Origin of the sequence: Psychrobacter cryohalolentis K5 (genome assembly GCF_000013905.1) — a bacterium.
Classification (GTDB): Bacteria; Pseudomonadota; Gammaproteobacteria; order Pseudomonadales; family Moraxellaceae; genus Psychrobacter; species Psychrobacter cryohalolentis.
The window spans coordinates 1990975-2015158 of record NC_007969.1; the positions used below are offsets into that span (position 1 = coordinate 1990975).

The 24184-nt window shown below is 42.5% G+C and carries 21 protein-coding genes and 1 other RNA gene; 4 read left to right on the forward strand and 18 right to left on the reverse strand.

The window, feature by feature from the left end; all coding sequences use genetic code 11:
* Positions 1-41: 41 nt before the first annotated feature.
* From PCRYO_RS08255 to PCRYO_RS08275, 5 genes are all read right to left on the reverse strand, one after another.
* Entirely contained in the window at positions 42-953 is a 912-nt protein-coding gene (locus tag PCRYO_RS08255; RefSeq protein ID WP_041753147.1) for a hypothetical protein, read from the reverse strand.
* Between the two features lie 124 nt (positions 954-1077).
* Positions 1078-2202 carry a YqaJ viral recombinase family protein gene (locus PCRYO_RS08260; protein ID WP_011513946.1) on the reverse strand — a complete coding sequence of 375 codons (1125 nt, stop codon included), beginning with the start codon at positions 2200-2202 and terminating at the stop codon, positions 1078-1080.
* A gap of 116 nt (positions 2203-2318) precedes the next feature.
* A complete protein-coding gene (locus PCRYO_RS08265; RefSeq protein ID WP_011513947.1) occupies positions 2319-3311 on the reverse strand; it encodes a DUF932 domain-containing protein in 993 nt (330 codons plus the stop codon).
* A gap of 50 nt (positions 3312-3361) precedes the next feature.
* Positions 3362-3652, reverse strand: coding sequence for a hypothetical protein (locus tag PCRYO_RS08270; protein WP_011513948.1), 291 nt, complete (start codon positions 3650-3652; stop codon positions 3362-3364).
* A gap of 134 nt (positions 3653-3786) precedes the next feature.
* Entirely contained in the window at positions 3787-4701 is a 915-nt protein-coding gene (locus tag PCRYO_RS08275; protein WP_011513949.1) for a YagK/YfjJ domain-containing protein, read from the reverse strand.
* 407 nt (positions 4702-5108) lie between these two features.
* On the opposite strand from PCRYO_RS08275, the gene PCRYO_RS08280 reads away from it, so the two are divergent.
* Positions 5109-6707, forward strand: coding sequence for a hypothetical protein (locus PCRYO_RS08280; protein WP_011513950.1), 1599 nt, complete (start codon positions 5109-5111; stop codon positions 6705-6707).
* Positions 6708-7265: 558 nt separating this feature from the next.
* The gene (locus tag PCRYO_RS08285) at positions 7266-7775 is read left to right on the forward strand and encodes a BLUF domain-containing protein (protein ID WP_011513951.1); all 510 of its coding nucleotides are present in this window, start codon (positions 7266-7268) and stop codon (positions 7773-7775) included.
* A gap of 1582 nt (positions 7776-9357) precedes the next feature.
* Here the strand turns inward: PCRYO_RS08285 and PCRYO_RS08290 are convergent.
* The 11 genes from PCRYO_RS08290 to PCRYO_RS08335 form a co-directional block, all read right to left on the reverse strand.
* Positions 9358-12093 carry a DUF927 domain-containing protein gene (locus PCRYO_RS08290; protein WP_011513952.1) on the reverse strand — a complete coding sequence of 912 codons (2736 nt, stop codon included), beginning with the start codon at positions 12091-12093 and terminating at the stop codon, positions 9358-9360.
* A 109-nt stretch (positions 12094-12202) separates the two neighbouring features.
* Positions 12203-12793, reverse strand: a complete 591-nt coding sequence (locus PCRYO_RS08295) for a hypothetical protein (RefSeq protein ID WP_011513953.1) — start codon at positions 12791-12793, stop codon at positions 12203-12205.
* The gene (locus PCRYO_RS08300; RefSeq protein WP_041753149.1) at positions 12786-13316 is read right to left on the reverse strand and encodes a hypothetical protein; all 531 of its coding nucleotides are present in this window, start codon (positions 13314-13316) and stop codon (positions 12786-12788) included. Before PCRYO_RS08300 ends, PCRYO_RS08295 begins: the two co-directional genes overlap by 8 nt.
* On the reverse strand, positions 13303-13578 hold the full coding sequence (locus PCRYO_RS08305; RefSeq protein ID WP_011513954.1) for a hypothetical protein: 276 nt from the start codon (positions 13576-13578) through the stop codon (positions 13303-13305). The genes PCRYO_RS08300 and PCRYO_RS08305 overlap by 14 nt, the downstream gene beginning before the upstream one ends.
* Positions 13571-13858, reverse strand: a complete 288-nt coding sequence (locus tag PCRYO_RS08310) for a hypothetical protein (protein WP_011513955.1) — start codon at positions 13856-13858, stop codon at positions 13571-13573. The genes PCRYO_RS08305 and PCRYO_RS08310 overlap by 8 nt, the downstream gene beginning before the upstream one ends.
* Positions 13855-14109 (reverse strand): helix-turn-helix domain-containing protein, encoded by a 255-nt coding sequence (locus tag PCRYO_RS08315; RefSeq protein WP_011513956.1) that lies wholly within the window; start codon positions 14107-14109, stop codon positions 13855-13857. Before PCRYO_RS08315 ends, PCRYO_RS08310 begins: the two co-directional genes overlap by 4 nt.
* Before the next feature lie 3 nt (positions 14110-14112).
* Positions 14113-14403 carry a helix-turn-helix transcriptional regulator gene (locus PCRYO_RS08320; protein ID WP_226939353.1) on the reverse strand — a complete coding sequence of 97 codons (291 nt, stop codon included), beginning with the start codon at positions 14401-14403 and terminating at the stop codon, positions 14113-14115.
* Between the two features lie 152 nt (positions 14404-14555).
* Positions 14556-15794 (reverse strand): hypothetical protein, encoded by a 1239-nt coding sequence (locus PCRYO_RS08325; RefSeq protein ID WP_011513957.1) that lies wholly within the window; start codon positions 15792-15794, stop codon positions 14556-14558.
* Between the two features lie 122 nt (positions 15795-15916).
* The gene (locus tag PCRYO_RS08330) at positions 15917-17158 is read right to left on the reverse strand and encodes a tyrosine-type recombinase/integrase (protein ID WP_011513958.1); all 1242 of its coding nucleotides are present in this window, start codon (positions 17156-17158) and stop codon (positions 15917-15919) included.
* Between the two features lie 163 nt (positions 17159-17321).
* Positions 17322-17680: a transfer-messenger RNA gene (ssrA, locus tag PCRYO_RS13095) on the reverse strand.
* A gap of 85 nt (positions 17681-17765) precedes the next feature.
* A complete protein-coding gene (locus PCRYO_RS08335) occupies positions 17766-18437 on the reverse strand; it encodes an alpha/beta hydrolase (RefSeq protein ID WP_011513959.1) in 672 nt (223 codons plus the stop codon).
* 160 nt (positions 18438-18597) lie between these two features.
* Between PCRYO_RS08335 and PCRYO_RS08340 the strand changes: the two genes are divergently transcribed.
* The gene (locus PCRYO_RS08340) at positions 18598-19962 is read left to right on the forward strand and encodes a glycerophosphodiester phosphodiesterase family protein (protein ID WP_011513960.1); all 1365 of its coding nucleotides are present in this window, start codon (positions 18598-18600) and stop codon (positions 19960-19962) included.
* 43 nt (positions 19963-20005) lie between these two features.
* On the opposite strand, the gene aroC is transcribed toward PCRYO_RS08340, so the two are convergent.
* Both aroC and prmB read right to left on the reverse strand, forming a co-directional pair.
* Positions 20006-21109, reverse strand: coding sequence for a chorismate synthase (gene aroC, locus PCRYO_RS08345; RefSeq protein ID WP_011513961.1), 1104 nt, complete (start codon positions 21107-21109; stop codon positions 20006-20008).
* Between the two features lie 61 nt (positions 21110-21170).
* Positions 21171-22346 (reverse strand): 50S ribosomal protein L3 N(5)-glutamine methyltransferase, encoded by a 1176-nt coding sequence (gene prmB, locus PCRYO_RS08350; RefSeq protein WP_011513962.1) that lies wholly within the window; start codon positions 22344-22346, stop codon positions 21171-21173.
* Between the two features lie 377 nt (positions 22347-22723).
* Here prmB and PCRYO_RS08355 point away from each other — a divergent pair, with 377 nt between their 5' ends.
* A complete protein-coding gene (locus PCRYO_RS08355) occupies positions 22724-24148 on the forward strand; it encodes a L,D-transpeptidase family protein (RefSeq protein WP_011513963.1) in 1425 nt (474 codons plus the stop codon).
* The last annotated feature ends 36 nt before the right edge of the window (positions 24149-24184 follow it).

Genomic DNA, 24184 nt, shown 5'->3' on the forward strand with positions numbered 1-24184 from the left:
CATCCAGCTCCCTCTTATGTTGCATATGAGCTTTAACCACTTCAGCTCACAACAGTCACGCTCTGCCGTAGACCTTGTTCAATGCTATTCACGTTATGAGTTACTAACCCATTCTGATAGCTACCCTGCTGATTGCTACTGACGTCATCTGTCTCAACTGGATAAAACTCTTCAGCGACTTCTGCTAGATCATCAGCATCAATCTCAAAGCATGAATTCACATAGCCTTGTCTTGCAGCCTGCTCTAATGCAGCCTGATCAAAGCCGTGTTCACTAAGCTCTGCATCTATCGCTTGCGCATCCTGCACCGCTTGCTTAAGTGTCACACCATCACGCAAGGTTAAATCCACAAAGTAAATTGGGGTGCGATAGCTTTGTGTCGTGCTTTTGCCTCTCAAGGTTAATTGCAGTGGCAAGCATGAAAGCTTATTACCGGATACTGCTGCAAAGTAGCTGAGCCTTGCTGCTAGTGTGCGAATACTATTAAAGCCAGTTGTCCGAAAGATGAATGTGCCCAGCTCATCGTCCTCAGAGAGATTGGCGTACAGTCTGCCATACGGCTTACAAGCACCGCCTTGCGCCAGTGGACAGCGATCAGGCGATGGGCAGGGATGGCTTTCAACGCCTTTACTGGTGCGCCGCTGACACTGCTCACCGTCACCGACGCATAGTGGGCGTCCGGTCTGTCTATCAAATAGCGTGTACTCAGCTCGTAGATTAAGCTCAGGATCGTTAAACAGCATGCGAACTGGTATTTGCCGCAGCTTGCCTTCATTATTTGCGCGTAGCTTTTCATCGAGTGGATGATTGATCCAGCCATCCTTGTTTTGAACTTGGCTGGTAATCGTAAATTGATCGTCTTTAGCAGGTAAGCGTTTGCCATCTTTTACAATGACACGCCCAATGCTGATACGACCTAAAACTGGCGGGGTAATAGTGAGACCTTTAATCATGGTGATATTCCTTTTGTGTTTTATTTTAGCCATAAAAAAGCCCACCTGTGATAGGTGGGCGGTTATGCGCGTATTTGATTGAGTGGATTAATTTATGGATTATGATTGATGACGGATTATTGGCTCAGTTATCGTTAAGGATGACAAAGCGACGACTGCCTTGACGGGTTTTACTAAACTGCTCGAGCAACTCAGGATGCGCTTTGGTTAGTGCTTTACTATCAAGACTGACACTGTCTTTAGAGCGCTTCCAAGAGATAGCGCCTTTCTTAAATACCGCAATCTCATTGTCTTGAATTAAGCTTTGCAGTTGATGCTTCACTTGGTCATGACGCTGCTCTAACTCTTGCATATAGTCACGGTAGCTAAGCAATTGCTCAAACAGTTTATTAGCACCGTCATCATCCGTTAGATCAACTTTGCTTGAGGGCTCAGGGGTTGGATAAAGCTGTTTTAATGCTCTTGCTGCGGATTCCGAATGATCAGGAGTTGGAGGCGTGTCCGTTGCTACGTATTGCCAGAACAGATGCTCATGCTCCATGATGGATGCAATCAAGTATTCATCACGCTCAACTTTATAAATCTTCGCTTCGTGTCCACAAAGCAGAACGCAAATATGCGCCGCAGCTTTACCCGTGACCGCCAGTTGATGTTGTACTTGGCAAGTGACATAGAGCGGTACGCCATGCTTCCATAGCTTGGCACCATGTTCACCAGCAGTTTTACATTCCAGTATCTGTACCTCGTCATTACCAGTGATTGCATAGTCTAAGTTCGCCAGCATAAATGGCTGCTCAGGATGCTGCAAGATGGCATTGACGCGGCGCACCTTATTGCCGGTATGCTCTTGATAGTATTTAGCGACCATCGGCTCTAAGGTATTGCCCCAATACAATGGCGAGTACCCTTCGATGCTCTCATCGATATCAGAGTCGATACGACCGGTCTTAATCATCCATAGCTCCAGCATAGACAAATAAGGATGGATACCACAAGCGGCAGCAGCATCAGAGCTGCCAATACCTTGTCTGCGTACTTGTAGCCAGTCCTCATGGCTCAAAGATTTGGTATTGACCAAACGTTTAGCAGTGGTTGATTGATGAGCAGACGGCTTAACGGGTTTGCTCTCTAGCTTGGACTTCGGCATATCTTCGATACCATGCTTAGTCTTTATTGGCGTCTTAATCTTAACAGTAGTGCGCTTGGTGTGTCTTGGCTGAGTCGTCGTGTTTAATGCGATCATGTTCATAGTGAATTCCTTCGTTAGATTGGTTATGGGTTAATACTGTTTATTAAAAAGGCGACATAAAAAAACCACGCTCAAGGGCGTGGTTGATTGTATTGTCAGGTTTTAAACGTCGATAGTTAGGCCAGCATCAGTAGCGATTCCTCTAAGCCCTTTTGCTTAAGCTTAGCGCCAGAGCCAAACCAAGCGCCATCTAATCGATGGTCTCTAGACATCGCCCTACGTTCATGATCAACGTACTCCGTAATGCTGCACAGCAAACCGTAAGCCGTATCACGAGCGGCGTCGAGTGTGGCACCGCGTCCTTGACCGTTAAACATCTGCATCACTTGATTCATCGCTTTAGCATTAGGCACAGCGTCTTTCTCTTTCTTAGCACGGTTAAATAAAATGATGTCATTGTCCTGATCATTGAATACACGGCTAAGATAATTGGCTGCTTCTGCTTGGGTGACACGGCGCTCTGATAGCTGCTTCATCTCATAAGCGTGCTCATCCCATTGTTTGACGGATACACCTAATTGCTGCTTAACCTTATCGGCATCAAAGGAGGTGGAATGCGGTACTTTCACCATGCCGCCATTGCCGTTGGCAAGGCTGATCGCTAGAGTGTTATTACAGACCACACGAATAGAGGTGAACTGAGCAGTAGTCGCTAACGTCCCATCACAAGCCGTTGCCAGCAAGAGATAGCCATTACTGACATCTTTACCTTTAAGCGTTGCTGACTGGCCTGTACGTGCTAATGCCCATAGCTTACGCCCGCCCTTTAGAACACCTGCGGTCTCAAGCTCAAAGTCCGATTGCTCGGTAAGATCACGATAGAATTCTAAAATCTCACGCGGCTGTACTTCCTGATAGCGCTGGCTAACAACAGATAACGGCTCAAAGTTATCGCTACGGTACAACACCTTTTGCTCAGCAAAGGGCAGAATCAGATTGTGCCCTTTATCATTACTAGCCATGTAGCTGACGTCCGATGATTCAATACGCCAGTCCATACCTGCTTGCTTTGCCCAGATCTCGATAGGCTGCTTGGGAGCCAGCTCGTTTCCAAGACCGTGCCAGGGCGTGTCACCGACGTAGGCAATTGATTCTAATAAATGTGCCATTATAATTTTTCCTTTTAGATTTGATTATGAGTATTGGTTATAGGGGTGCTTTAGATGGTGAAGGTTCTTGAGCAGGTATTGCAGGTATAACTAGGCTTTACTGCCAAAACGAGTAAGGGTGGCTGCTGTAGCTTGTCTTTAGCCAAGCTGATTGCAGAAGCAAGCGCCGTGCCTACGACCACACCGATTGCTGAATTGATTTTGTAGTACCTACAGATGCTTACACCAAGACCTGATAGGGCAGATTGTGAGCACAGTTGCTCGAAGATATTAAAGGGGCTGTCAGTATCCGTATTGCTTTTTACGTTCGCTGAATGACAGTGTGGGCAGATCGGTCTCATAAATTGCTCCTTTTTCGATTGCGCATAAAAAAGGCCTGCAATTAAGCAGACCTTTGATTAGGATGAATTAGGGTTAAACAGACAGGTAAGCTAGGCTTCATGTCTTATCTCATAGGGATAGTATATACCTGAGATTATTTTACTATGGGCGGTAGTCCGCGACGTTTAGAGGTTCTATAAATACCATGACCAAAGGTGCGCATGTTTGGTAGCCACAGTTTAAGTTGCTGCTCATCTTTACTTGGCTTAGTTAAATATAAAGCTGAAGCTATAGCGTTTTCGACTTCCTGAGGGTTATCACGATGAATCATGCCGATACCTAATTTGCCGTATTGTTGGTACTTCTGCTTACGCTCTGGATCGTGGTAGTTATAGTACTCACCTAAACCCGCTGTAATCATTTTCCATTTTTCACCAATCTCTTTAGCTAGATACCAGTCATTGTCCCTTTTCGAGCCATCGAACATCAACAGTAAATGACAGTGTAATCCACCGTTCACTCCTCCTTGCTCAACTGCCCAAGCATTGCCATGCAAATGCTCAAAGCAAGTTTTCTTATTACCGATAAGCTCCCGTAGCTTATTCATGTGATCATCAAAGTTCTCGATAGATACATGGTGGCTCGTCTGCTGTGCGTATTTTAAATCGATACGCACAAATAGTAGTCTTGAGTAGTGAGTAGTGAGATTACCTACGTAATTCGCTAAATTATTTCTATTTTGCGACTCCTGATAGCTAAACGTAATGCGTTCACGCTCAATATCATTTCTATAGCAGGATAACGTAGCGATAAACCGCTGGGTTTTATCATGATCCCAGACGACGTCAATTGGATATGATTCACCAACTATAGCGTTGGTGCTATATACAAATGCGACAACCGGCTGTGAATAAAATAGCTCAGTATTGAAGTGTGTCATGAACGGATAATACAATCCGTTCAGTTGAGTTTTGACATCATCAAAGCTTATGGTATTTGCCAATATGGCTGTGACCAGATTATGGACATTAGCAACAACTTGAGGTTGGTTGAAGTTTGAATACGGCATGATTGTGATCCTATTAAGTTAATGTTCATAGGGTCAGGTCAGTCCGTATTTTTATAATGTTGGCTGCTGAGAGGTCAGCTCTCAGCATTAGAATAAAGCACCTAGTATATTCAATAATATAAATAACCCACTAAGCATGAGCTGCTGTAGTGCAGCTATTTTCCAACTAGCATTGGAGAATGACGTAAGGACTAATTGGAAATTGCCTTATGCTACAAGCCGATGGTTTGAATGGAGTTAGCATTTTTAGATATGTAACATTTTAGGTATGTTTTATAAGCTCAAGCTCTTATTCTGTGGTAGGATACCTTGAGAATACAATACGTTTTAATAACGTTTTAATAACGTTTTAATTGCCATTTTTTAGTTAACTAAAGTCTGGTTTTTATTATTTTGGAGATAGAAAGATGAGTGAAGCTGAGGCTCGAACTGAAGTTAAGCGGTTAAATCGGACTCAAAAAAATGCAGAATATATCGAAAAGAAGATCAATAGTCTTAGTTTTTATAGCGCCTATTGGTGTTTATTTGAATTGCGATCTTTATATGCACTCTCTGAAAAACAGATTTTAAGAGACGACACTCGCGTTAAATCAAAGTTAATTCATATCTTAAAAAAGGCAAACTGTAACCCTAAAAAATTGGATGAAATCTTACAGACGAGCGCTGACGAAAGCATACCTCTATCCTACGTCAGATGGTTTTATGAAGACGACAGAGCGGCTTTATGGATAAATATGGTTTTGAAAAAATATAATGCAGCGAGCGATTATATACAAACAAAATCAGACATTGCGATTTTTGCCCATAACCTTATTTTCAATTCAAATATTCGTATTTCAGGAAGAGAAATTCATATAGGGTCTGATTCTTACAACGACGCTTTAGTACTGAATAAAAAACAAGTTTTAGGTTTTTTAGAACAAGCTTACGTTCGTAGTAAAGTTGGCTTAGGGAAAACAAAATGGATGGATAGTCGCAATGATATTCAGGTTAATCATTTATACCAGTATATGCAAAAACCCTGCGAACTTATTAAGCTAAACGTTGTTACGTTCAGTCCTAGCCAAGCTTTGATTTGTGCTGATACTATTGCTATAAAAGAATCAGATAGGGTTAGTAGGCTTAACCATATGCTGGCTTCACTAGATTATTGGATGTTTGATACTTATTGGTTTAATGAAGATGGTGTCGTGCTAGGCAAGGACAATAACAGAAGTAAGTTTCTAGAGATGATGAAGAATGTCTCCAATTCAAAAGCTAACCGTATTAACGATAAAAATATAAAGAAAAAAGGCTTAGTACTTACCAGTGCAAACAAGAAAACCCTCAGTCTGATTGCTAAAAGACAAGGTAAAACTCGAGCGCAAATGCTTAACGATATCGTTGCCAGCTACAACCAAACTTTTTTCTCCGAAGTACCTAAAACCACTAGAGCTACTGGTGCTTATATAACGGGCGACTATGGAAAACCATATACAGACACATTTGAAACGCAGCAAAGCCTAAAAGCTAAACAGGCTAGCTCTGAGACTATGTTAGTAGATAGTGATAGCGAGGAGAATACAGAAGATGTTCCTGGCACTGATATATTAGAACCAGCAACAGGCATTGAACGTAAAAACCGCAAGTGTGTTGAATATGCTGAGATTGATGAATGCGTTAAGAACGATGAGCAAATCGAGAATGACAAGCAAGTCAAAAATGCTAAACCAAAGGATTTCGATAATCGATGTAAAAACTTAGAAGACGCTGATAATAGTGCTACTGGCAAATTAACAGATGAACTCATTCTTGCTATCACTCCAAGCAAAAACATTGATACACCTGTAGACATCTCTACAATTGAAACTGTACAGCCTGTGACTAGCTCACATGATACTGAACATATTTCAGCTTCAGATGAGAATCTTCACAACATTGATGATAAAATATATGATGACGATCCTTTTTTGATAAACGCCAGGCTTATAAGCAAAAGGCTGGAAGAACATAAGCAAACCAATTAGTACTGATAGTAAAGCTATCAGATCTCTGTTACGAAATTACTATAAAACTGAAAAACTAATCTTAAGTATACTCACAAGTATACCGAACTATACTTCTAAATATTTATCCTTATATATCAAATACTTAATATCATACTACCGTTCCGGCTCCGGGTACCATTATATTGAAAGGCTTCCAAGAAATTGGAAGCCTTTTTCTTATTGTATATCATTAACTTTCTGTAGCTACCTCTTACCTCTACTATCAGCAGATTATGCTGTAATTCTAATGAGAAATTCAGGCATAAAAGTCAACAAGCGCTTTAATACTATCTTATTCTCTATCGTTACGTGTTCTATGAATAGACATAGATTATATCCTCTAAATTATTAATCGATTGAAATAGCATCACTTTATTTATTTAGAAAGTACTAGCTAATGATAGCCGTTAGATAACACAAAGCCTTATTCAACCTGCTTGTTTCATACAAGTTTTTTAGCTACAGTTAAAATTCCTATATTAAATAATGACGATGAACCGTCAAATAAAAACAATCTTTCATAAGCTGGAGTACATTATGGAGCTAAAGCTGAATGAGCTCTCCGATAAAAACAATTTAAATAGTCATCATGGCGAGCATATTATCCTGCGTCTAACTTATGTTAGCCGCTATAACACCGAAAATTCAAATATCGAAGTAGCACGTATTCTTGAGCAGGCGCAGCGTAATAATGAGCGCAATGGTATTACTGGTGCATTAGTAATTAATGAAAACTATTTTCTCCAAGTTATTGAGGGCGCAAGACCAGTTATTAACAATCTGTTAAAAAAATTGATTGAGGATAAGCGACATTTTTCTTTGCAAATTATTGAGTGCCGTGAAATTGAGGAACGGTATTGGAATAAATGGTCAATGAAATATTTAACGGCTAATGATCAGAATAAAGAATATGTTATGAAATATTCAGCCAGCAATGAATTCAACCCTTACCTAATGAGTACTTCTCAAATTACAATGTTTATAGACAAGTTATCAAAACTTCAAGAACGACAAGAAAAACGCGAGTCTAAGATGAAAAAATCTTAGTTTTTGACCAGACGATTAGAATGGGTATATTTTATAGGTAAGAACAACTTAATCGTCTGTTGTATAGCCTACTATATAAGACGCTATACCCCTATATACCTGAAAAACGCCCAAAATAAAGGGCTAACAGTCTATGACGGTCAGCCCTTTATCGTTGTTTGGTGGAGATGGCGGAAACTAAACTATAAATATAAGTCATTGATAATAAACGTTATTAATTATTTTAAAATAGACGATACCAACCATAATACCAACAATCGTTTTTTATTTTACTGTTATTCAGTGCCTACCCTATCAACTAAAGATTATTTTGTAATTATTTACCGTTTCAACATGCTAGGGCGGTGCTCTCTTACGATACCTGTGCATAAAGTCACTTTAACTTTTTAACATGGCTTTAACCTACTAATGATCGCTACAATTCATACGCCTACGTTACTTGTCGCAAAAGTCGCTTTAACTTCTTTTTGAAACGGTTTTTTTCTTGTGCGTGTGAATGGTGGCGGTGTCCTCTGTCGATACGCTCAGCACTCAAAATACTACCCCCCTCACTTGTCCGTAAATTACCCCTTTTATGGACTCCAAGTATTATCTTGGCTGCTCTCTAAGATGTCCGAAAACTAGCCAGCATTGGCATAAGCTGCACCTGTGCGCGTACTGTGCCCATAACTCTAACGTGTGTAATAACCTCCCTCGTACTTGTTAAGAAACTACCCCTTTTATGGACTCCAAGAACCCCCGTCATTGGTGCTTGCTTCGCGCGTGTGCGTACTGTTCCATAAAGTCATTTTTGACCCTGCTTATGATGTCCGAAAATTACCCCTTTTTATGGACTCGCAAAATTGGATAACCCCAAGACTGGGGGCATCTATTCCAGCGTTTAGCGGTGTGTGACTTGGTTTTCAATGTAAGGTTTTATAAGGTTTGCGATATGTGGTTTTCTAACGTTTCAATGTGAGGTTTTATGAGGTTCTACTATGTGAGGGTTCAGGTTTTCTCAGGTTCTCAATGTTAAGTTTTATTAAGTCGGTACTGTCTGCCAATGTTAACAAATGACAACATGCAAATTGGTTTTGAATGTACGGTTTTGACATGTTATAGACCACAAGTTTTGACAGGTTCATTACTTCGTGTTTTCATTTTGAATGTTGGGTTTTGTTAGGTTCTACGATGTCCAAAAACCTAGGGGAAACCTTAGTTTCTTTACACTATAAAAAGGGCTTGGTAGTGATCGCCTAACGTGTCCGAAAACTAACCCTTTGTATGGTCAATACGTCCAAAAGTGGACTTATCTATTTTGTTTGACGGCTCTATCCTGTTTTGGTGGCATCATGGCACTGTAGGCTAACGCTTACCCCATTGGGGGTTATGCAATCGGTAAAACGTGGTAAAAAGAATTATGCTTTTAAACCTTAACATTTATTAACATGCTGGCAGTCGGCAAACTGGTTTGAATGTTAACTTTTGACAACATGCAGACCGTGAGTATCGAGCGCAAAACCTTAGGGTTTCCTTAGGGTATCTTTACACTATAAAAAAAGGCAGACGATAAACGCCTACCCTTTGTTAAATCATTAATTAATTATGAATAATCTACTTCACTGCCAAACGGTGGTATTTCATTATCAGGATCAATTACACCCTGTTTTGTTGTACCTTGCTTTTTAGTGGCGGACAAGGCGGACAAGGGGACATCGCCCGTGATTACTGGGTTTGCAGCTGTCCCCCGTGTTTTTGGGTAGGCGGACAAGGCGGACAATTCATCTACTTGTGGCTCACTGTGTCCGCTGTGTCCGCGTGTGTCCCTTTGGCTGTGGACAGCCTCTAGCCCTTGATCTATATGGTGTGTCCGCTGTGTCCGCGCTGTCCCTGTGCTTTTATCAGTTTCATAACTTAGTATGTCGCTTTTGATGGCATAAACACGCGTACGGGCTTTGGGGTTCTTTGCTGTTGGTGCTGGGACTCTAAACGTCTTTTTGTTGGTTTCATTGGTAATTAGCAGACTAGCATCATCTAATACTTGCGTTACTTTTTTAAGCTCATACGGTGTGCACACCTCTTTTTCAAACGCATTAATATAAAAATAGTAATCATCGCTGCCTTGCTTACGATAGCCAACACGGTTAGTAACTTTCTGCTCACTATCAGCATAAAAAGACTTCTCACATGGTTGAAAGCGACTACTACCATGCAATTCAATAAATGCTTGAATATGTTTAATGATTTGGCGCTGCTCATGCTCACCATCACGCCCATAGTTATCAAGCCAATTATCTAAGCATGTCATAACGGCTGTGGTCGCTTGTCGTGCTTGCCAGCCCGTAATGTCTGCACCTGTTGCCATCTCACCAGCCGCGGCAACAATAGCGAACCGTTTAGCCACTCTATGCGCTTGCGGTGCTAGCTGTGGGTAATGGCTCATAAAGTCACTTACAAGCTGCTTGGCGGTGGCTGTGGTCGCTGCTTTGTCATTGGTGATATATTCCAGCCATGCTATGCCAGCTGATCCATAGTAAGTGTGTGATAACTCCTTGATCTTATCGGCTTGTGCTGCGCCTGTGTCTGCCAGTACCAAACTATCAAACGTCTTTAAACCTTGACCAGCATCAGCATCTATATGTGCTACTCGAACCTCAATACCTGCATTCGTTTTCTGTCCTGCTTGTGCCATAAAGTTTTGTAGCGACTCCTCACCATTAGATAAGAAAATAATGCGCCATGTCTTAGCAGTGCGATTATGTCCTGTGGTGGTGCTTCTACCTTTGCCTTTGCCATTAGCCAACATGTAAACGCTGTTACCTACTATCCGTGGATCACATTCGCTGATTTCATCAAGCGGTAAGAAACTATCGTTATGCTCGCTGGCTGTGCCCTCTAAGGCGTTATCAGTGCTGCGCCATGTCTTAGTATAGCTGTCAGGCTTGCCCCATACGCTAGACGCTGTTTTAAGTGATAATGACTTGCCCATGCTTGATGATCCTAAAAGGTGAAAGCCACCCCCATCATCATCTAACAGCTCTAACAATTGACCAGCAAACGCGCAAGCAATAGAGAAAACAAAACGGCTTTGATCTGCTAGTTTTTTGCATAGTTCATCACGCCATTGGGCTAATGTACCTTGCTGGGCTATGGTGCTATTGATTGCATGGGCAGACTGATAGACTATTAACTGCTTGCCATCGCCGCCTATTGCGCTGTCAGGTAATATATATTGCCCGTCATGCCAGCCTAGCTTATCCACGCATAACGCCCGTTTATGAATAGGATAGTCCTGAATATAGGTGTCTAAGTAATTGCGCTTTTTGCCGTTGGTGGTAATGTTCAATCCTTGACTGGCTAGCTCTCTACGATACTCACGGGCATCACCTTGTAGCAGTGATAACGGCATTGACCACGTATGTAGCACGCTATCATCATCACGCCATTGTAATAGCCGCCCCCATGTACCGCTGCTTGTGTCCCGTGTCTTTGCGATAACCTCAATCGGTGAACAAACAAAAGCCTTAAACTTAAAGGTTATGTTTGCTGGATCGTCATCGTTATACTTCACAAAAAACAGTCCATCATGGTATAGCTCAAAACGCCCATCACCATAAATCATCGGTTCATTCAGCTGTGAATCATCGCGCCATTCAGGATAGTAAGCAGTGTCTTTTAAACTTATTAGCTGGGTGTCATCAGCTGCCAGTATTGCCTCATAGCTATGATTGGCATGTAGCATCGTGACAATATCAGCCACAGTAAGCAATGCCCTAGCATTCACACCTGCCAATAGATTTATCATGCCTTTGTTATCTATAGTCATTGGTACGGTTAGCAGTGATCCGCTACTCCAATGCTGCACCATCTTTTTAAAGCATTGCTTTGTCTTTTGAGGGCTAATAATAAAGGTTGTTTTGTCGTCTGCCATACACTGATAGGCATCAATGCCATATTCTGCTTCATCAAAAGCGATTATCTCATTGCCTTTGTTTACCTCACCAATGACGATAGCGCCATACCCTGTAGGATCAATAACAATGGGCTTTGCTTTGCTGTTTGGTGTGTAGAATACCGCGCCTACAATATCGCCTTGTTTGTCATGCAATCGTAGGGCTATCGTGCCAGCTGTCGGTACTACTGACGCGTCATTTGTAGTAAGATCATCAGTAACGCTTAACAAGCTATTGGGCGGTAATAGCTCATGTAGTTTTATTAAAGTAGGATCGTCTGCCAGTCCTTGCCGTGTGACTGCATTAAAACTATTCATTACCACTGTAAAGCCTGTGCTAAATGCACGGGCTTTTTCATGGGTGGTGGTTTGTGGTGTGGTGGTCATTTAGTCCCCCTTGCTTGTGACTGGTTCGGCTTGCGCTGCTCTCTATATTTTTTATAGTAGCTTTTGCGCTTAGCGTGCTTACGGCTTTGCTTTGGTGGGTAGGTTTTCATTATTTACCCTCCTTGCCGTAACTGGTCATTGCTAGGGTTTCTTTGATTGAATTTACCCGTCTTAGTAATAAGTCGTCCCACGTTACAGTGGCATCATGCGTCAGTCGCGCCATTGATATAGCAGTGTGAGTGTCTATTTTTTTGTAGTGAATAAGGGCTAACAGCTTGCCAATGTCACTTATAACGATAGCAGCACTCTCTATGTCACAAGCAATATCTGATAACTCAAAGACTGACATAACAACAACTTCTTTATCGTCTGCTTCGGTTAGGTCTATTACTGTGCGTTGGTTTGATTGGGTAGTAGGTGCGCCACTGTATAGCGTGGCTATTGCTTGGCGGTTTGCTGGCGTGTCATGGAATAGTGAGGGTAAGACGTAGCAGTCATCATGATAAGCCCTACCATCAGCGCGATATAGGCACTCAACATTGCCAATATTGATGGTTAGGCAGTCTTTTGACTTTTGGACTAGCTTATATGTGCCATTGCCCACAGACGGACACAGAACGCTATCACCTGCCTTGAATGTGGCTGGTGTGCTGTTGGTAGTGGTTTGGGTGTTTGAGGTCGTACGGATTGATTTACCCATGATGGATAGCTCCTACTAATTTATGAGTTAATGCCACGCTATACGGTAAAAGTATAGGGTGACGGGTCTTACTCTCGGTCTTAGTAGTAACCGCCCTGCATATTCGCCTTACGGCTATTTTATTTTGCAGCGTCAACCCGTCATAGTCGGTTAGCAAGTGACTTGCTATAGATATGATGGTTTGCCCCCTTGTGGCGCTTAGGTGCGCTTGTGGGGCTGTGCTTGAATGGATAGTGACAGCTTGAGAGGCTGCGCTATTATCAGGCACAAAAAAAGCCAATAATTTACGACTTGGCACGTCGCTACTAATTTTCGAGAGGTCTATATAGTAACCATTGTTGGTATTGGTTGCAATCTGTTTTGCTTGTACTGGTTGGCAAGCAATTAATGATAGTAGCAAGCCAATACCTGCTACCCATGCCATGAATATGATAAAGCTAAGTAGTAAGCCGCGCTTATGTGGCTGTGTGCGATTGTGTGCCCCGTGGCTGGCTTTTAGACTGGTTCTGTTATCGTTGGTCATTTCTTACGTCCTCCACGTTGAAAGCGATTTCTGCAATGTTTTTCGATAGCTCTTTTAATGACTCCACTTGTCGGCTGCCTGTCGGTAACAAGCTGCCTAACATTTTTACTTCTATTTCTGCTAATTGGGTCATGGTGTTAATGATGGTCACATTGGCGTGCAAGGTAATGATGAGCTGGTCGATAAAGCCATCAGGCATCATCAGCACGCCTTGTTCTTTCAACCCGTCCATGACTTGATTTATAAAGGTGTCATCACTCATAGTCATTCACCTTGATTTCAGGCAGTAATATAAGCTGCTCCATGATGCCCTCGCTTGTTTCCTCAGCATGTTGGCTTATTCTGAATAAAGCGGACTGTACGGCTGTTAGAACGCCTTTACTGGTGGGGTCATCTGCTAATGCCGTGTTTAGTGCATTGAGGGCATAACCTAAGCTCTCACACTCGCTTGAGTAACTTTGAATATAGTCATCTACTACGCTAAGCATATGGCTATCTACTGCCACTAGGCATGGTTCTAATCTGTCGTTTGATTGGCTCATGATTGCACCCCTTTGCTGTCGTTATTGTTATCTGTTGGCTGGTCTATCCAGTACTCTTTGAACGTCTTACCATTGCGTTTGATGGTCTTATCTTGAATAACCACGCCTTGCGCTCTTAGCTCGCTGATCCGCTGTAAAAAGCATGTTATTTGCCATAGATCAAAGGCTTCATAAGTGGATAGGCTGTTACCTGCCAGCATGTGATTATGGATAATCTGCTTATAGCTTTTTTTGGGTTGCCGTGTGTTCATGATCTACACCTCGCTAGTGGTTGAGGTGTGAGAATTAAGCCATTCGTGAATGTCTGCATAGCTCCATGCGGTCATTGTAGGGCTTAACTTCTTGCCAGCTGGGAAACGTCCATCTTTTGACCATTCAAAAAGGGTGGTTTTGCTAAAGGGTAGGAACGGCAAAATGTCCTTTGCTCTGCCCATGCCAGTAGTAGGCAGTTGCATAGCTGGACTGTTTGCGTTGGTTGGTTCGGTATCGTGAGGGGTGTTATCAGTAAAAGGAATTACTGGGGTGTTTTGGGTTGGGTGTGTCATTGTGTGTAGCTCCACTAAATGACGCTACGGTATGTAACGTCCAGTGGTTCTACTTTAGGGGGTAGGGTTATTTGCAGCACCCTAGCTGGGGTGAAGTCACGCCCTAAATGGGGTATGAGTTTATTTTGGGGTGGTGTCTAATCATGGTTATATTATTTCTTTTTTGCATCACTCAAAATAGAATTAGCATCACTAAAGCGAGTTTCTAAAGTGCTTTTACCTTGTCCGTATATTCCTTTATCTGTAATTTCACTAATAATGACTGCTTGGCTTGAAAATGGTTGTTTATGGTCAATTCCTTTAGGCGTGACCATCAATTCTAATAATAAGCCTATGGTAGTCTGATAGCTTTTTTCGGTACGTTCACTCAATTGTTGATAGTCATCAGCTGGCTTGTCTGCCAGTGCTGCATTAGCTTGTGCTAATTGGTTCTCAAGGTCTGATATTTTGGCGTTTGCTGCTGTTAATCTTTTAATAATTTGCTCATTATTCGGGGGTTCAGTTTGCGTTACTGTGGGCGCTGGTATCTTGTCGGTATCGTTTGGCAGATTGTCATTAAAACCCCTAATAATGAAGTTGTAACGAGCAAGCCATAATTTTACTTGTTCAGCTGGTATCTGTTCTTTATCGTTAATAGGATTTAATGCTTTTGCCTCTATTGCGTTGCTTACCATATCTTTGTAAGCGTTATATTTATCATCATTATGGCTATATGCTGGGTTATCGTTAGATAATAAGCAAGTGACTTGGTGGGGAGTGAATAGAACATAACTAATAAGCAGTCTTTGGCTGCCAGTCGGCTCTATTAGGTCATTTCTTGCATTCATGTCCGCTGTAACACTATCTCTTATTGTTTTAGCAGCATTCATATAAAATTCAAACTCATTTTGTGCGTTATCGTATGATTTTTTGACGTTAAATAAATTGATTAACTCATTTCTTGAAAAACGCACCTCATCAAAATCAATATTTGAATATTTAAGGTCATCGAGCTTATCAACTTCTCCAATAGGGGGATTTTTAAACAAAAAAACTTCATCAAAAACACTATATGCCTTACTTTGCTGTTTAATAATTTTCTGAATAGTAAAAGGCGAATGTATTTCTATCCATTCGGGCACGTCAGCATCACCAAATGTTGAGTAACTCTCATAATTCCTAGTTTGGTGCATAAAAAAATCATCATGTGTGAAATAGGCTTTCATTTTGTCATAACGAATTGTTTTATAATTAATATCAGGATAGCTAACGTAACCACTGAACAAAAATACTGGGGTAAGCTTTTCAATATTGCTTAATTCCTCAAGGGTTGAACCATCTATTTTTTCGCCCGTTAATTCAAAAACAAAGTCAATGGCTTGCCGTATAGATAGATATTCTTGCACTAACATAACTCACACCTTTACACACCCTTAATTCAAAGTAGGTGCAAGGCAGTGCCAGCCTAAAGGTGTGTGAACGGCTGGCTTTCGGGTAATTAGTCCTAGCCTTGCATAGTCGTTACAGCATGATATTAGCCATGCTTTTGTTTTTGTTGTCTAAAGTTGGTATGTATGACGTTATCCAATTTGCCAGCATAAGCATCATCAATAAAGTTTGCCCATTGGTGCATCATGTCTATTCTATATGGCAAGTGCTGCGCCCCGTTGTAGGCTGCGCTGATCTTGTTTTCTCTATCATGTGCCAGCTGTAGCTCTATGGCTTCGTGCATAAACTCTTTTTCATGTAGTGTGGTACTGGCAAGCCCTCTAAACCCGTGCCCCGTCATCTTGCCTTTATAACCCATATTCCATAGGGCATTAATAAACGCGCTTTGACTGTATGGCTTACGAGTTGAGGTATTAAAGAAAACGTACTGATCGGAAAAACCTAGCTCTTTGATCTGTTCCAGTATCGCCATTGCTTGCGGTGCTAATGGCACAATATGCAAACGCTTGGCTTTCATCTTATCGGCTGGTATGCGCCATAAGCCATGTTTGTAGTCAATCTCCGACCACTCCATGAAGCGGATCTCATTAGTACGCACAAACGTATAGCATAAAAACCATAAGCCTAGTTTCACCAGTACATCACCTTGATAAGCATTGATGTCTGTTAGTAGCTTTGGCAGTTGCTGGCTAGTAATACGGTGGTGGTTGGTCGTTTTGTGTGGTTTGATTGCTTCGGCTAGGTCGGTGGCTGGGTTATGTGTGGCTAGTCCATTGCGGATAGCGTGCTTAAATATCTGTCCTACTTCTCTAATGGTACGCCTTGCCATTTCATTAGCACCACGGCTTTCTACTGCTTTGCCAATAGCTAATATATCAGGCGCGGTTATGTCGTTGATGTTCTTTTGACCAATAGAGGGCTTAACATCGCGCATATAGGCGGAATAGTTACGAGTAAAGGTGCTTTCTGCTAGGTAGGTTTTGCGTTCTGCATACCATGACTGGGCTATGTTATCGAAAATATTTAAACCGTCTTGGCTGGCTTGCTGCTCTTTTTTATGATCTTTGGGGTTCACACCATCAGCTATTAAGCGTTTGATCTCAATATTGCGCTGCCTTGCGTTCTGCAAGCTCATAACTGGATAAGTGCCAATAGTGAGGGTTTGCTGCTTACCTTGCCAGCGGTAGGCGCTGATCCATGACTTAACGCCCGTGTAACGAACCCATAATTGCAGCCCGTTACCATCACTATGTTTATCAGGTCGCTTTGTATCAATCGAGGTGCTACTGGGCTGTAGCTTATTGATAACGGTATGAGTTAAGGGCATTGGACTATCCTTTGTTGGTATTGAGCATATGTATAAACTCTAATACCAACAATAATACCAACATTCTATATAGGACGCTATACCCCTACATAACCCTCAATCCTTGAAAAACGCCCAAAATAAAGGGCTAACAGTCTATGACGGTCAGCCCTTTATCAATGTTTGGTGGAGATGGCGGGAGTTGAACCCGCGTCCGCCAGCATTACGCTCATGAATCTACATGTTTAGTTTCTGTCTTTGGTTTTAGTCCGCACCGATCCGACAGTCAGGATGGATAGGACGATTCTCTACTTTTAAACCCAAGCAATTGAGACAATCACTTGTGGCGCTTCTACATGCGGACGCTTCAACTTAGTTGACCAACTGTAGATGATCAGCAACCAAGTAAACAGGGTTTAAGCTGCTAGAGCGTAATTTTCGTCGTTTGCGACTATAACAATATATGTTTGATTAACGAGAGGACATATACTCTCGACATGCATCATTGAGTTTCATCACCAGCGTCGAAGCCAGAACATCCCCAATAAGGTCGATGATTATATAGCATATATACGGCTGCTTGCAACCTATTAGAGCTCTGTATTACATTACGTTACAGCTTAATCATCTAAGCCAGTATGGTATTTAACCATTTACCGATATTTTGAATCTGCGGCATACATACCTGATGGGCCATAGGATAGGTATGATAAGCAACATTATATCCTTTCTCTGATAATAACTGCTTTGCTTGTTCGCCTAATATAACGGGAACAACTGGATCATGCGTACCATGCTCGATCAAAATTGGCATATCTATGTTGACAGCGCTATAGCGAACGCTGTCATTGGTTGCAAAGTAGGTAGAAAGCGCCATCAAGCCAGCCAAGCGCTGTGGGTAACCGAGTGCCACATGATACGCCACTGCCCCGCCCTGCGAAAATCCTGCAATCACAATATGTTCAGGTTTCACACCGCGCTCGATTTCACGAGCAATCAAGTCATGGATTTGTTGTGCGGACTCTTCAATCTGCGCAATATCAACTTTGCGCTCAAGGCTCATCTCCAGGATATCATACCATGCGGGCATGACCATACCGCCATTGACCGTCACTGGGCGGTTGGGTGCATGCGGAAAGATAAACCGCACTGCCATTCCATCCGCTAAGCCGAGCTGCGGCACGACTGGCTCAAAGTCATGACCGCTAGCCCCCAAACCATGCAGCCAAATCACGGATCGATTAATCGCTTTGTTTGCATGATTGTGTTCGACAATAACGGCATCTAGATACTTATTCATTAATTATCCTTAATGAGAGTCAAAAATTTAAACAAAATTAATATTACAAAATGACTTTGGTTGTCATCATTCCTTAAACATAACCCTATATTTTAGGAACTAAGTCAGTAACCATAAAATTAGTAATGATGATTTATGCACATTTATGAGGATAGTTTACATGACAATTTCAAAAAATTCAGCGAATGAGCGGGCGCAGCTATACAACGCAGTGCTGAATAGACTCAGACGCCAAGGTTCTACCTTACCTTTAGCACTTATCAGCACTTTTTTATTAATAGGCTGTAATGAAGATGACGGTTCATCAGCGATCGTACCACCTACTCTACCGCCAACGATTGAACCTATACAGACGCTAGCTTATACCTATGGCGTTCGACCATTTTATCTGGTCAACGATATGGATGACAGCCCGCTAAAAGATGAGTTACTGGCATGTAAGGGTCAAACACCTAGCAAGACAGATTTCTCTATCGCCCATCGCGGCGCGCCTCTACAATTTCCTGAGCATACTTATGACAGTTACATGGCCTCAGCACAGATGGGTGCAGGCATTTTAGAGTGCGATGTGGCCTTTACCAACGATGGTGAGCTGGTATGTCGCCATGCCCAAAACGATTTGCATACCACTACCAATATTGTCGCCACGCCATTAGCGAATCAATGTAGTGTCCCACCTATAATAGATGCTAATGGAACTCTCACCAATGCGGCCGATATTGAATGTCGCACTTCAGATATTAGCGTCAGGGATTTTAAAAGCTTAACGGGAAAAATGGACGCCGCTAATCCAAAAGCCACCAGTATTAGTGCCTACATGAATGCGACTGCCCCATGGCGCACCGATTTATATTCACAAAATGGTGAGGTATTGACATTAAAAGAGCATATAGCACTTGCCAGTAGCTTGGGCATGAAGCATACACCTGAGCTCAAAGAACCCGTGGTTACTATGCCATTTAATGGATATAGTTTAGATACTTATCGTCAACAACTGATTGACACTTATAAAGTTGCAGGCGTGCCCGCCAGCGATGTATACCCGCAGTCGTTCAATCTTGCAGATATTGACTATTGGATTAATAACGAACCGAACTATGCCACCAATGCCGTCTACCTCATCGATGATAGCAACGAGAGCGCGGCGGGTAAAATATTTGATAAAAACGACCCAACGACGTGGAAGCATTCATTGGCTGAGCTGAAAGCGCGCGGCGTTAATATCATTGCCCCCGCAACTTGGCTATTGGTCACCAGCGATGGTAATGGCAAGCTGCTACCGTCGGCATATGCCTTGCAAGCCAAAGCCAATGGCCTCGACATTCTCACGTGGTCGCTTGAACGGTCAGGGCCATTAAAAAGTGGTGGTGGCTGGTATTATGGTGGGCTTAGCGACGCTATTAATAACGATGGCGACATCATGAATGTCATTGATGTGCTGGCGCAAGAAGTTGGAGTGAAAGGCATCTTCTCAGATTGGCCAGCAACGGTCAGTTACTATGCCAACTGTAAAGGTTTAAAATAATGTAAAGGGTCAACCTTACTCATGTTATAAAGACATAAGGACCTTAAGTAATCGATTGGACTGGTTGCTTAATATCGGCATTTTGACCACGATGACGCAGATAATGATCCAGTAACACAATCGCTAACATAGCTTCGGCGATAGGTGTTGCACGTACACCAACGCAAGGATCATGACGACCTTTAGTCAGCATCTCAATCGCCTCCCCCTCTGTATTGATACTCTTGCCAGCCGTAGTAATACTAGAGGTTGGCTTCAGTGCAATACTGACACGGATATCTTGTCCTGATGAGATACCACCCAAGATGCCGCCTGCATGATTGGCGGTAAAACCATCGGGTGTCATTTCATCACGAGAGCTATGCCCAAATTGTCCTGCCACTGCCATGCCATCACCAATCTCAACACCTTTAACAGCATTGATACTCATCATGGCATGGGCAATATCGGCATCTAAACGGTCAAAGACAGGCTCACCAAGTCCAACTGGTACACCGCTTGCAATAATCTCAAGACGGGCACCACAGCTCGTACCTTCACGGCGTAAACTATCTATCAAGGTCTCAAAGCGACTGACAGCATCGGCATCCGCACAGAAAAACGGATTACTATTCACAAAATCCCAATCGATTGTGCTCGAGTTTAGGACATCACTGTACTCATGACCAATTTGGGTCACATGACCACGGATTTGCACACCTAAGCGCTCTAGCAAGTATTTTTTGGCGATAGCACCTGCCGCTACACGCATGGCAGTCTCACGCGCCGATGATCGACCACCGCCACGATAGTCACGAAAGCCATACTTCATACTATAAGTATAATCGGCATGACCAGGGCGAAAGGTATCTTTAATTTCACCATAGTCTTTAGATTTTTGATTGGTATTACGAATCAGTAGACCGATAGAAGTACCTGTCGTTTTACCTTCAAAAACGCCAGAGATAATCTCGACTTCATCAGATTCACGGCGCTGGGTCGAGTACTTAGAAGTACCCGGTTTACGGCGATCCAAATCTATTTGCAAGTCGGCTTCGGATAAGGCTAAACCTGGTGGCACGCCATCGACGATTGCCAACAAACCTGCACCATGCGACTCACCGCAGGTGGTGACGGTAAAGACCTGCCCAATACTGTTGCCTGCCATATTTATCCTTAAACAAATGAAGTCGATTTTTGACTGTTTGAATTATAGTATCAACCGTGATTTATTGATTGCTATCTAGTAACTGTACATAATTGGCGAATAATGAGCGATAGCTCATAAGCTCATCATAGGTAATCGCAAAGATGCCATGACCGCCATGAGCAAACCTTAGCCAATCAAACTGAATCTCAGGATAAGCTTGTTTTAACGCCCACTCGCTATCGCCCACTTCACAGACTAGTAAACCTTCTGGGCTAAGATAATCTGGCGCTTCAAACAAGATACGATGTACCAAGTCCAAACCATCTTGACCAGCAGCGAGTGCATGCTCAGGCTCATATAAAAACTCTGGTGGCAAATCTGCCATGATAGCGGCATCAACATAAGGAGGATTGGTTACAATCAGCTCATATTGATTTTCGGCAGGGATTTTGGCAAATAAGTCAGACTCAATTACATTGACTTGATGACCAAGGTCATGATGATCGACATTAACCATCGCGACTTCTAGCGCGCCTTTATCAATATCTACAGCATCAACCAATGCATCGACAAAGCGAGTCGCCAGTGCGATAGCAATACAGCCAGAACCGGTACATAAATCTAAAATACGCTCAGGCTGTGATAGCTGTTTAATTTCTAACCCATGATCATAAAAAGCCGGCGCTTGATTATTGACACTTACGCCTATTGGTTTTGCCAGCTCGCTCACTTCAAAATATGGGTGGAACTGCTGACGAATCAATTCAGCAATAGGTGAACGAGGAATCAATACGCGCTCATCGACATAGAACGGCAAATCACAGAAATAAGACAGATTAATCAAATAGCTTAATGGCTTACGCTCAGCGATACGCTCTTCTAACAAGCTTAGAACCAATTGCTTCTCTGAGGTGGTCAAACGACAGTCCAGAATCTGATCATTGGCGGACCAATCCAAAGATAAAGAATGCAATACAATCGCAGATGCTTCGGCAAACTCATCGGTGGTGCCTTGGGCGACAACCACATCATAGTTACGTAATTGCGTCACTGAAAAACGAATAAAGTCACGAATAGTGACCAGTTGCTCACGTGCCTCTTCAAGCTCCGCACGCAAAGTCGCAAATTCATCGTGCTCACCGACCAGCCCTGTCTCTAAATCGTATTCCATATCATCATTGATACCTTGTGACTCATCATCATTAAAGTATTGATTTTGAAATTCTTCTGCGCTCATTACTTGGTCTTCTGACATATCGCACCTTGCTGATTACATGCTCACTGACTACATGCGGATGGGTTAAATCGCTTTCAATGATTTCACTGAACAGCCAATTTATTAAATAAAAATCTCGTTCCACATTATAGACGGAAACAAGATGATGCGCCAATGACTGTGTTTTTTACTTCAACAAAATCTCCAGCAGTATTTACAATTAAGTAGCTCATGGCTTTAAAAGAACGGTTAGAAAGGGTGATTTAGCATAGCCATATATCACTACCTTAAAGCTCATAGCGTATTGTGGTAACTGTTAATTGAGCGGAAAAGGCAGCCCTAGCCTGACTCAACTCTTGCTTAATTGTAGTGAATACGTCAACTGTTGACGTTTGGCAAGTCTTAAACGAAAAAATATGTGTCAAAAGTTTGCGAAGCATTCAAATTATGCGCATAATAGCCTCATTAGCAGCCACCACAAGTATATAAATATGATGAAAATAAAACCTCTTATCACCGCTATATCTATCGCTGTTGTTAGTATGAGTGCTATTGCTGCACCTACTGATGGTACACGCACTTTACCTGTACGCACAGCTGACTCGCTTCCTAGTATTGCGAAAAAAGTCAGTCTGAATGTGCAAGAAAGCCGTAGTAGCTCAGTCGTCGACTCTAGTACGACCGTAAAGCTAGATACGAATAAAGCCAAATCAGCGGACCGTATGACCCAGCTGATTGATGCCAAGCAGGACGCTGAAGTGAAAGCATCGGTCGCCGTTACCGCTGACAATATGACCGTAGAGGAATTGACTCGTAAGGATGAGCAATCAGACAGTGACGATATTAGCGAAGGTCAAGCGGTATCAGCACCTAGCTCTGCCATGGCTGATAGTGCAACGGATACTTCTATCAAAAGTATCGCCGATGTTGATGGTAAAAAACATACCACGCTGAATTTGTCTAATTATGCCAAACAAGTAAACGGTGCCACATGGACACCGAGTATGAAAGTTAACTCAGCTATGACTATCAAAATGCAGGCGCTGCTCGATTGGAATCATGCGTCTCCGGGTGCTATTGATGGCGGCTGGGGCATGAACAGTAAAAAAGCACTGATCAACTTTCAAACCATGCAAGGCTTGCCAGCAAACGGCAAGATGGATCAAAAAACATGGGATGCTTTAAATAAAAATATTCCAGCTAACAAGCCAGTTTTAGTGACGTATACCATCACTGAAGATGATGTGAATACCAATTTTGCTACTATGCCTGCAGACTCAGAAGCCAAGTCAAAAATGAAAGGCTTGTATTATCAAGATATCAAAGAGATGTTTGGTGAGCGCTTTCATATGGATGTGCGTTATTTAGACAAGTTAAATAAAAACAAACAATATAAAGTGGGTGAAACCATTACTGTGTTAAATACGCGTGCTCCGCTTAAGCAGCGTATTAACCGTGTCGTCGCCAATAAAGCTGATAAAACCCTTTATGCTTATAATGATGACAAGCTGGTTGCAACCTATCCTACAACCGTCGGTAGTGACAGCACGCCATCACCACAGGGCACCTTTAAAATTGTTAATAAAGTAAAGATGCCGTGGTATAAAGCAACTGTTGGCGAAGGCGCAGATAAAAAAGTACATATGTTACCACCAGGACCGAACAGTCCCGTAGGTGTGGTATGGATGGGCTTATCTAAACCTTCTTACGGTTTACATGGCTCACCTAAGCCAGAAGGTATCAGTCGCCAAGCATCAGCAGGCTGTGTGCGTTTGACTAACTGGGACGTTTTAGAGGTTTATGCCAATATCGAAAATGGCGCAACCGTTGAGCTAAAATAGTTCAATAGATAGTACGCAATAAAAAAGACCTTGATC